The sequence below is a fragment of the Micromonospora foliorum genome (assembly GCF_022229015.1).
In the GTDB taxonomy this organism is placed as follows: domain Bacteria; phylum Actinomycetota; class Actinomycetes; order Mycobacteriales; family Micromonosporaceae; genus Micromonospora; species Micromonospora foliorum.
Window position 1 is genome coordinate 1 of the sequence record NZ_JAKKFF010000026.1, and the last position, 8,723, is coordinate 8,723.

An 8,723-nucleotide genomic window follows, 5' to 3' on the forward strand; every position below is an offset into this window, starting at 1 on the left:
CGCGGTACGGGCGGCGTTGAGCCTCGCCACCGCGTACCCCTCGCTGCTGTCCACCCAGGCCATCGCCGCGGAGCAGGACATGCCCCGCAAGTTCCTGGAGGCGGTCCTGGCGGATCTGCGCCGGGCCGGCATCGTCCGCGCCCAACGCGGCGCCGAGGGCGGCTACACGCTGGCCCGCCCGCCACGCGAGGTGACCGTCGGCGCGGTGCTGCGCGCCGTCGAGGGCCCGCTGGCCGGGGTACGCGGGCTGCGCCCCGAGGAGACCCGGTACGAGGGCTCGGCGGAGAACCTGCCCGGCCTGTGGGTGGCGGTGCGCGCCGCCGTGCGGCGGGTCGTCGACGAGGTGAGCCTCGCCGAGATCGTCAGCGGTCGACTGCCCGCGCACGTCCGCAAGCTCACCGCGCTGCCCGACGCGTGGGAGCCCCGCTGACCCGGGGGTCGGTTCACAGCGTCCACACCACCTCCTTGGTGCTGAGCCGGGGCAGCCGCTGCTCCCAGGCGTCCGGGCCGGGGTGGCCCAGGTTGAGCAGCAGCAGCGCCTCGTGCCGGCCGTCGGGGAAGAACTCGCGGGTCACCCCGGTCGCGTCGAACCCGGCCATCGGGCCGGCGGCCAGCCCGGCGGCGCGTACGCCCACCAGCAGGTAGCCGATCTGGAGGGTCGCGCTGAACCGGGCCTGCTCGGCGCGGGCCGCACGGTCGCTCAGCCAGTCGCGGGCCTGCGGCCGGTGCGGGTACAGCTCGGGCAGCCGCTCGTGGAAGTCCACGTCGGCGGCGAGCACCGCCACCAGTGGCGCGCTGGCCGTCTTCGCCCGGTTGCTCGACGAGACGTACGGCAGCAGCCGCGCCCGCGCCGCCGCCGAGCGGAGCAGCAGCACCCGCAGCGGCTGGCCGTTGTACGCGGTCGGCCCGTACCGGATCAGGTCGTGGATCGCCGCGACCTGGGCGTCGGTGACCGGCTCGTCGGTGAACGTGTTGGCCGTGCGGGCCGCCCGGAACAGCAGGTCCTGGGCGGCCCGGTCCAACGCGAGCAGGTCGGCCGTGGTGACTGCGCTCACTGTGAAACGGCGGTGGTGTAGCCGCCCCGGTGGTGCACCAGCGGCGCGCCGTTGCCGCCGTCGCCGAGCGCCAGCGGCTCGGCGATCACCAGCGTGTGGTCACCGGCCGGAACCCGGTGCACCACCCGGCAGAGCAGCCGGGCCAGCACCCCGTCGAGCAGCGGAACCCCGAACGGCCCGGACGTCCAGTCCGGGTACGCGGCGAACCGGTCGATGCCGCTGGTCGCGAAGACCGTGGCGGCCTCCCGCTGCCCGGCGCCCAGCAGGTGCACGGCGACGTGCTCGGCCCGAGCCAGCACCGGCCAGCTCGACGAGCCCGTCCCCAGGCAGAACGAGACGAGCGGAGGGTCCAGCGACACCGACGTGAACGAGGTCGCGGTGAAGCCCGCCCGCAGGGGCGCGCCGATCCCGCCCAGGCAGGCGGGGTCGGTGGCGCGGGCGACCGCGGTGACCACGGTGACGCTGGTGGCCTGCCGCCGCAGCAGAGCGCGGAACAGGTCCCGGTTCACCGGTCGCAGCTCGGCGATGTCCGCCGTGGGTCGCTCCACGGTGGTCATGCCGGCACCAGGGCCGACGCGGCGTACGCGCTGGCCGGTCGGGGCAGGCCGTAGTGCTCGCGCAGCGTCCGACCGGTGTACTCGGTGCGGAACAGCCCACGGGAGCGCAGCACCGGCACCACGTGGTCGACGAAGTCGGCGAGCCCGCCGGGCAGGTGCGGCGGCATGATGTTGAACCCGTCGGCGGCGCCCTGGGTGAACCACAGCTCGATCTGGTCGGCGACCTGCTCCGGTGTACCGGCGACGACCCGGTGACCCCGGCCCCCACCGAGCCGGCCGATCAGCTGCCGGATGGTGAGCTGTTCCCGGCGGGCCAGCTCGGTGACCAACTGGTAGCGGCTCTGGTGGGCCTGCACGGTGCCGGCGGCCGGCAGCTCCGGCAGCGGCCCGTCCAGCGGCAGGCCGGTCAGGTCGATGCCGAGCATCCCGGAGAGCTGGGCCAGGGCGTAGTCGGGGACGATCAGCTCCTCCAACTCGGCGGCGAGCGCCTGCGCCTCGGCCTCGGTGCCGCCGAGCACCGGCGCGATGCCGGGCAGCACCTTCACCAGGTCCGGGTCCCGCCCGGCGGCGGTGACCTGCCGGCGCAGCTCGGCGTAGAAGCTCTGCCCGTCGGCGAGGGTCTGCTGCGCGGTGAAGACCGCCTCGGCGTAGCGGGCGGCGAACGCGATCCCATCCGGCGACGAGCCGGCCTGCACCAGCAACGGCCGGCCCTGCGGCCCCCGGGGGATGTTCAGCGGGCCACGGACCTGGAACTCCGGCCCGCGGTGCGCCACCTCGTGCACCCGGTCGGTGTCGGCGAACACCCCGGCCGCGGTGTCGAAGACCAGCGCGTCGTCCTCCCAGCTGTCCCAGAGCTTGATCGCCACGTCGACGAACTCGGCGGCCCGCCGGTACCGGTCGGCGTGCTCGGGGTGGCTGTCCCGGTTGAAGTTCACCGCCTCCCGCTCCTGGGCGGAGGTGACGATGTTCCAACCGGCCCGGCCGCCGCTGAGATGGTCCAGCGAGGCGAACTTGCGGGCGACGTGGAACGGCTCGTTGTAGGTGGTGGAGACCGTCGCGATGAGACCGATGTGCTCGGTCACCGCGGCGAGCGACGCGAGCAGGGTCAACGGCTCGAAGACGGCCTGGATGTTGTGCCGGGGGTTCGGCCCGACCGAGAGACCGTCGGCGAGGAACAGTGAGTCGAGGGTGCCGCGTTCGGCGATCCGGGCCAGCTCCTGGAAGTGCCGTACGTCGGTGACCCGACGCGGGTCGGTGCGGGGGTGCCGCCAGGCGGCCTCGTGGTGGCCGACGCCCATCAGGAACGCGTTGAGGTGCAGGGTGCGGGTCATTGGTGTCCGTCCTATCCGGCAGAGACGTCGACGCGCCAGGTGGAGAAGCGACGTTCGAGGGCGACGAGGAGCTGGTTGACGACCAGACCGATGGCGGAGATCGTGATGATCCCGGAGTACATGTCGGCGATCGCGAAGTTGTACTGCGCGTAGTTGATGAGGTAGCCGAGCCCGGCCTTCGCGCCGACCATCTCGGCCGCGACCAGCACCAGGATCGAGTACGCCCCGGCCAGCCGGACGCCGGTGAAGATGGTCGGCACCGCGGCCGGCAGGATCACCTTCTGGAACAGCCGCAGGTGGTTGAGCCCCATCGAACGGGCCGACCGGATCAACAGCGGGTCGACGCCCTTCACCCCGGCGATGGTGTTCAGCAGGATCGGCCAGGAGCACGCGTACAGCACCAGTGCGATCTTGGAGGTCTCCCCCAGGCCGAGGATGAGCACGAACACCGGCAGCAGGGCCAGCGCGGCGGTGTTGCGGAACACCTCCAGCAGCGGGCTGAGCAGCTCGGCGAGCGGCCGGTACCAGCCGATCAGCAGCCCGAGCGGGATGGCGGTGAGCACCGCCAGGCCCAGCCCGGCCAGGGATCGGGTGAGGCTCGCGCCCACGTGCTCGGCGAGCTGCCCGCTGCGCAGCAACTCCCACCAGGCCACCAGCACCTCCGACAGCGGGGGCAGGAAGACCCGGTCCACCAGCCCGAGCCGGGGTGCGCCCTCCCAGATCGCGGCCAACGCGGCGATGGCGACGGTGCGGTGCAGCACCCTCGCGCCGACGCCGAGCAGGCGACTGACGCGGCCGGGGGCGGCATGGTCGGCCGCCGCCCGAGGCACGGTGGGTGGGCCGGCGAGTCGGGCGGGACGTTCGGCGATGTCAACCAACGCGGGCCTCCTCGGTGTGGCGGACGCCGGTGCCCTCGGCCGCCTGGGCGGCCCGCACCTCGTCACGCAGCAGGGTCCAGATCTGGTGGCGGTGGTGGCGGAACGCGTCGGTGGAGCGGACGTCCTCGACCGCGTCCCGGTCGCCGAGGTCGATGTCGATGACCTGCTTGAGCCGCCCGGGTCGGGACGTCAGCACCGCCACCCGCTGACCCAGGTAGACGGCCTCGTCGATGCCGTGGGTGATGAACACGATCGTCTTGCCGGTGCGGGCCCAGATCCGCACCAGCTCGTCCTGCAACGAGTCTCGGGTCTGCGCGTCCAGGGCGGCGAACGGCTCGTCCATCAGCAGCACGTCCGGGTCGTACGCGAGGCTGCGGGCGATGGCCACCCGCTGCTTCATCCCGCCGGACAGCTCGTGCGGGTAGCGGTCGGCGAACCCGCGCAGCCCCACCAGGTCGAGGTGGTGCTCGATCAGCGCGGCGCGATCGGCCCGAGGCACCCCCTTGGCCTCCAGACCGAACGCGACGTTGCCCGCAGCGGTGCGCCAGGGCAGCAGCGCGTACTGCTGGAAGACGATGCCCCGGTCCAGCCCGGGACCGGTGACGGGTCGACCGTCGACGAGCACCTGCCCTGCGGTCGGCTGGGTGAGCCCGCCGAGCAGGTCGAGCAGGGTGGACTTGCCGCAGCCGCTGGGGCCGACGACGACCAGGAACTCGCCGGGGCGTACCCCGAGGGTGACCTCGTCCAGCGCGGTGACCGCGCCGGCGCCGCCACGCCGGCTGGCGCGGACCGGGAAGGTCTTGCTCACCCGATCGAAGAGGATCTTGTCGGTGCTCACGCGCTGCCCCCGTCCACGAACGGGTTGAACCGGTTGGTGTAGATGTCGCCGGGCTTCGGACGGTCGCCCTTCAGCTCGCCCTCGGCGGCGAGCCAGTCGATCCAGGTGCCGAACTCCTGCTCGCCGATCACACCGCCGCGGCCGGCGACGCCGCTGCTCTTCCAGTACGCGACGAGCGACGGGTCCTCGTTGCGACCGCGCTTGCCGATGATGTCGCGCATCCGGGCGACCACGGTCTCCCGGGGTTGGGTGCGGGCCCACTCGATGGCCTTGCCGACCCCGGTGACGAACGCCTTGACGGTCTCCGGGTTGCGCTTGATGAAGTCGTCGCGGAAGACGTAGGTGCCGCCGCTGAAGGCGCCGAGCAGTTCGTAGTCGGTGAAGATGGTGCGGATGCCGCCGCTGGCGACCGCCTTGTCCCGGATCACCCCACCGAGAACCGCGACGTCGATCTGCCGCTGCCGCAGCGACTGCTCGGCGTTGACCGGTGGCAGGGCCACCAGCTCGACCTGCTTGATCTCGGCGGGGGTGAGACCGCCGCGGCCGAGCCAGGTCTTGAGCACGGCCTCGGCGTGCGCGCCGAGGGTGTTCATGCCGACCTTCTTGCCGATCAGGTCCCGGGGGGTGCGGATCGGGCTGTCGTTGAGCACGTAGTAGCCCTGGAAGGTCTGCGCGTCCGAGCCGTAGTAGCTGACCACGGCGGTGATCGGGGCGTTGGCGGCGGCGAGCTTGACGATGGCGCCGTTGAACGCGCCGCCGAAGTCGCTCTGCCCGGTGGCCGTGGCCTGGATGTCCTGCGGGCCACCGGTGACGTTGCCGATCCACTTGAGCTTGACGTCACCGAGGTAGCCGAGGTCGGCGGCGAGTTCGGGCAGGGTGACCTGGCCGACCGAGCCCTGGTAGCGCAACTCGCTGGCCTGGGCGCCGCCGGCCGCGGCGTCACCGCCGCAACCGGCGGAGGCGGTGAGCACGACCAGCGCGGCAACGGCGGCGAGGGTACGCAGAATGGCACGACGGGGTGGGGACATGAGGAGTCTCCTGATCTGTCCACGATGGGAGCGGGGACGCCCGGATGAGGGCGTGCGGGCACGCTGCTCCGCGTTGAGCGGGCGGGCGGGCGGTGAGAGTGCGGCGCTGGAGCCGAGCCGGATGGACCGGTCAGCTCAACAGAGCGCGCTCGCGTGCCGGACCAGGTCGACGTGCACACGAGCGGTGAGGAGAAGCTCATCCCGCTGCGACATGACCCCATGCTGCCCGCGATCGGAACGAGCGGTCAACGGCCTTCCAGAAGATGAGACTTCTATCGCTGCCGATGTTACGAAGCGCTCCGAGCAGCGTTTACCGTGCCGCAACACCTATCTGGTGGATAGAGATTGCGGTCGCTGACGGGCGACCGTCCAGGGCGGACAGCGAGAGGGTTTCAAAAGTTCTCGGTTCGGGCATGTTCGATCTCGACACGGCAGGGAACGGTGACGAGGGGAGACCTCCGATGGGCCTCATGTTTCGCAAGCGCAAGAAGTACGGTCCGATCATCCTGAACTTCACCGAGAACGGCTTCTCCTCGTGGAGCATCAAGATCGGTCGCTGGTCCTGGAACTCCAAGGCACGTGCGCACCGGGTCGACCTGCCGGGTCCGCTGAGCTGGAAGCAGGACAAGTCCCGGTCGTAAGCATCCCGGGAGTCGAGCGGGGTGCCGGTGATTCACCGGCACCCCGCTCGGCGTCTGTGGGGTGGGCGCTCAGCGCGCCAGGGTGATGATCTCGTCGCCGGCCAGCCGCCCGGACTCGCGTTCACGCCGCACGGCGCCGGCGTCGAGCAGGTCGACGAGCGCCTGGTTGGCGTCGGCGGCCCGGTAGACGGTCGCGGTGAGGGTGTGCCGGCGCAGCTCGGTGACCGGTCGCGCCCCGCCCGCCCGCAACTCGGCCAGCAGCTGGTGGCTCAGCGGTTCGAGGTCGGGGTCGCCGACCACGTCGACCGTCGTGCCGGTCGGGTCGAGCGGGTCGCGGTAGCGCACGCCGAGGTCCGCGCCGACCGCCCAGAGCGCGTCGCGGACCGCCTCGAGACTCCGGTCGGAGCGACTGCCGAACGCGACCACCCCGGCCGCCTCGCCGTCGGGCAGCACCGGCGCCACCTCGGCGACCAGGGGGAAGCCGGCGGAGACGAGCACGTCTCGGGCGCTGTCGGCGGTGTGCAGCAGCAGCTCTCCGGTCCGGCCGTTGGTCGCGGCGGTGAGCAGCTTCGGCGTCACCGCGCCGGGCAGGTCCACGAAGGAGAACAGCGGAGCGCCGGCCGCCCCGGCGGCCTTCACCGCGACCGGCAGCCGGTACGGCTCGCCGGGCAGCAGGTGCACGGTGACCTCGGCGGGCAGCTCCGCCTCGATCGGGCCGAGTCGGGCCGGCAGGTCGGCGTCGGCGTCGGCCAACACCAGCACCGTCACCTGCCGGCCGCGCACCTGGTCGCCGTGCGTGGCGACCAGGCGCAGCACGGCCTCCGCGCTGCCGGCGTCGACCCCGGCGAGGGCGACGGTGGCCCGCCGGGAGCGGTGCAGGGCCGCGGGCAGCCAGGTCGTCAACTGGCGGACCAGCAGCTCGCGGAGGAAATCAGTGGTCCGGTCGGTCGGCATCGGTCCGTTCTACCGTACGGGCGGTCAGGCCGGGACGGAGATCCCCACCCCGCCCCGGGTCTGCCCGCCGTAGCGCCGCCGCTCGGCGTCCAGGTCGAGCCGACCGATCTGCTTGCGGGCGGCCAGCGCGGTGTCGTCGAGCAGGTCGGCCGGGATCAGCCAGACCACCTCGAACTCCAGCCCGTCCGGGTCCTTGCCGTAGAGGCTCTTGGTCGTGCCGTGGTCGGAGGTGCCGACCAGCGCGCCGGCGGCGACCAGCCGCTCGGCGGTGGCGGCCAGCTCGTCGAGCGTGTCCACCTCCCAGGCGAGGTGGTAGAGGCCGACGGTGGACCGGCCGGCGGTCGACCGTCCGGCGCCCGCGCCGATCTCGAAGAGGCCGAGGTCGTGGTCGTTGGTGGAGTCGGGGGCCTGGAGGAAGGTGGCGCCCCGGAAGCCGTCCGGGGTCATCGCCACCGGGCGGAAGCCCAGCACGTCGCAGTAAAACGCGACGCTGCGGGCGAGGTCACTGACGTAGAGGACCGCGTGGTTGAGCCGGTGGATACCCATGACCCGAGACTAGCGCGGTTTAGTTGAACATTCAACCACCGGGAGTATGATGGCGGCCATGACCCGCTGGTTGGACCCCGACGAGCAGCGCACGTGGCGCGCGTACCTCACCGCCTCCCGGGTGCTGATGGACACTCTCGACCGCGAGCTGCAACGCGAAGCGGGCATGCCGCACGCGTACTACGAGATCCTGGTCCAGCTCTCCGAGGCCCCCGGTCGCCAACTGCGCATGAGCCAGCTGGCCCAGGCGGCAGGGTCGTCCCGCAGCCGGCTCTCGCACGCGGTGGCCCGGCTGGAGGCCGCCGGCTGGGTGCGCCGCGAGGACTGCCCCACCGACCGGCGCGGGCAGATCGCGCTGCTCACCGACGAGGGTTTCGCCACCCTCGCGGCCGCCGCGCCCGGCCATGTCGAGGGGGTACGCCGACACCTGTTCGACGCGTTGAGCCCCGCCCAGGTCGACCAGCTGCGCCGAATCAGCGAGACCCTGGCCGAGCACCTGACCGGATCCTGACCAATCGACACCGGCGCGGGTCTTGTACTTACCGTCGTCGGATGAGCACGATGGGGCGTGTCTTCCGGCTTCGGTGAACTGACTGATCAGGCGCACCACCTCGTGTCCTCCGGCGATCTTGCCGGCGCACAGCAACTGCTGTCCGACGCGCTCACCGACGCCGACCCCCGCCCGGCGAACGCCACCCCGGAGCTGGCCGAGGCGGCCAGCCTCCAGGCGCGGGTGCTGATCGCCCTCGGCGAGCCGCACTCGGCCCGCGGGTGGGCGGCCTTCGCGTACGCGGCCACCACCCGCCAGTCCGGCAGGCCGTCGGGAAGGGAAAGAAGGTAGATCTGTGCGGGCGCCGTGGCAGACACAGAAAAAACGTAGACGGACCACCCCACC

Annotated in this window: 12 protein-coding genes and 1 pseudogene; 4 read left to right on the forward strand and 9 right to left on the reverse strand. The window is 72.3% G+C overall.

Annotation, left to right across the window (positions count from 1 at the left end):
• Window positions 1-430: RrF2 family transcriptional regulator (locus PSH25_RS02670; protein WP_238657435.1), on the forward strand; the 430-nt coding region annotated here is incomplete at its 5' end.
• A gap of 13 nt (window positions 431-443) precedes the next feature.
• On the opposite strand, the gene PSH25_RS02675 is transcribed toward PSH25_RS02670, so the two are convergent.
• The 7 genes from PSH25_RS02675 to PSH25_RS34110 form a co-directional block, all read right to left on the reverse strand.
• The gene (locus PSH25_RS02675; protein WP_238657436.1) at window positions 444-1,055 is read right to left on the reverse strand and encodes a malonic semialdehyde reductase; all 612 of its coding nucleotides are present in this window, start codon (window positions 1,053-1,055) and stop codon (window positions 444-446) included.
• Window positions 1,052-1,612 (reverse strand): flavin reductase family protein, encoded by a 561-nt coding sequence (locus tag PSH25_RS02680; protein ID WP_238657437.1) that lies wholly within the window; start codon window positions 1,610-1,612, stop codon window positions 1,052-1,054. The genes PSH25_RS02675 and PSH25_RS02680 overlap by 4 nt, the downstream gene beginning before the upstream one ends.
• On the reverse strand, window positions 1,609-2,943 hold the full coding sequence (locus tag PSH25_RS02685) for an LLM class flavin-dependent oxidoreductase (RefSeq protein ID WP_238657439.1): 1,335 nt from the start codon (window positions 2,941-2,943) through the stop codon (window positions 1,609-1,611). Before PSH25_RS02685 ends, PSH25_RS02680 begins: the two co-directional genes overlap by 4 nt.
• An 11-nt stretch (window positions 2,944-2,954) precedes the next feature.
• Window positions 2,955-3,821 (reverse strand): ABC transporter permease, encoded by an 867-nt coding sequence (locus PSH25_RS02690; RefSeq protein WP_238657441.1) that lies wholly within the window; start codon window positions 3,819-3,821, stop codon window positions 2,955-2,957.
• The gene (locus PSH25_RS02695) at window positions 3,814-4,659 is read right to left on the reverse strand and encodes an ABC transporter ATP-binding protein (protein WP_238657446.1); all 846 of its coding nucleotides are present in this window, start codon (window positions 4,657-4,659) and stop codon (window positions 3,814-3,816) included. The genes PSH25_RS02690 and PSH25_RS02695 overlap by 8 nt, the downstream gene beginning before the upstream one ends.
• Window positions 4,656-5,687 carry an ABC transporter substrate-binding protein gene (locus PSH25_RS02700; protein WP_238657447.1) on the reverse strand — a complete coding sequence of 344 codons (1,032 nt, stop codon included), beginning with the start codon at window positions 5,685-5,687 and terminating at the stop codon, window positions 4,656-4,658. The genes PSH25_RS02695 and PSH25_RS02700 overlap by 4 nt, the downstream gene beginning before the upstream one ends.
• A 135-nt stretch (window positions 5,688-5,822) precedes the next feature.
• The gene (locus PSH25_RS34110) at window positions 5,823-5,900 is read right to left on the reverse strand and encodes a putative leader peptide (protein ID WP_349881247.1); all 78 of its coding nucleotides are present in this window, start codon (window positions 5,898-5,900) and stop codon (window positions 5,823-5,825) included.
• Window positions 5,901-6,148: 248 nt separating this feature from the next.
• On the opposite strand from PSH25_RS34110, the gene PSH25_RS02705 reads away from it, so the two are divergent.
• Window positions 6,149-6,328 carry a DUF4236 domain-containing protein gene (locus PSH25_RS02705; protein ID WP_030333600.1) on the forward strand — a complete coding sequence of 60 codons (180 nt, stop codon included), beginning with the start codon at window positions 6,149-6,151 and terminating at the stop codon, window positions 6,326-6,328.
• A 69-nt stretch (window positions 6,329-6,397) separates the two neighbouring features.
• On the opposite strand, the gene PSH25_RS02710 is transcribed toward PSH25_RS02705, so the two are convergent.
• Both PSH25_RS02710 and PSH25_RS02715 read right to left on the reverse strand, forming a co-directional pair.
• Window positions 6,398-7,282 (reverse strand): hypothetical protein, encoded by an 885-nt coding sequence (locus tag PSH25_RS02710; RefSeq protein WP_238657449.1) that lies wholly within the window; start codon window positions 7,280-7,282, stop codon window positions 6,398-6,400.
• Between the two features lie 24 nt (window positions 7,283-7,306).
• Complete coding sequence (locus tag PSH25_RS02715; protein WP_238657450.1) at window positions 7,307-7,828, reverse strand: VOC family protein; 522 nt, start codon at window positions 7,826-7,828, stop codon at window positions 7,307-7,309.
• A gap of 49 nt (window positions 7,829-7,877) precedes the next feature.
• Between PSH25_RS02715 and PSH25_RS02720 the strand changes: the two genes are divergently transcribed.
• Together PSH25_RS02720 and PSH25_RS02725 are read left to right on the forward strand one after the other, a co-directional pair.
• Window positions 7,878-8,339, forward strand: coding sequence for a MarR family winged helix-turn-helix transcriptional regulator (locus tag PSH25_RS02720; RefSeq protein WP_238657451.1), 462 nt, complete (start codon window positions 7,878-7,880; stop codon window positions 8,337-8,339).
• 57 nt (window positions 8,340-8,396) lie between these two features.
• A pseudogene (locus tag PSH25_RS02725) lies at window positions 8,397-8,657 on the forward strand (tetratricopeptide repeat protein); the annotation flags it as partial.
• Between the last annotated feature and the right edge of the window lie 66 nt (window positions 8,658-8,723).

Coding starts and splice junctions, on each gene's coding strand:
- PSH25_RS02680 (WP_238657437.1), bottom strand. CDS start 1,612: ATGACCACCGTGGAGCGACCCACGGCGGACATCGCCGAGCTGCGACCG.
- PSH25_RS02685 (WP_238657439.1), bottom strand. CDS start 2,943: ATGACCCGCACCCTGCACCTCAACGCGTTCCTGATGGGCGTCGGCCAC.
- PSH25_RS02700 (WP_238657447.1), bottom strand. CDS start 5,687: ATGTCCCCACCCCGTCGTGCCATTCTGCGTACCCTCGCCGCCGTTGCC.
- PSH25_RS34110 (WP_349881247.1), bottom strand. CDS start 5,900: ATGTCGCAGCGGGATGAGCTTCTCCTCACCGCTCGTGTGCACGTCGAC.
- PSH25_RS02705 (WP_030333600.1), top strand. CDS start 6,149: ATGGGCCTCATGTTTCGCAAGCGCAAGAAGTACGGTCCGATCATCCTG.
- PSH25_RS02710 (WP_238657449.1), bottom strand. CDS start 7,282: ATGCCGACCGACCGGACCACTGATTTCCTCCGCGAGCTGCTGGTCCGC.
- PSH25_RS02715 (WP_238657450.1), bottom strand. CDS start 7,828: ATGGGTATCCACCGGCTCAACCACGCGGTCCTCTACGTCAGTGACCTC.
- PSH25_RS02720 (WP_238657451.1), top strand. CDS start 7,878: ATGGCGGCCATGACCCGCTGGTTGGACCCCGACGAGCAGCGCACGTGG.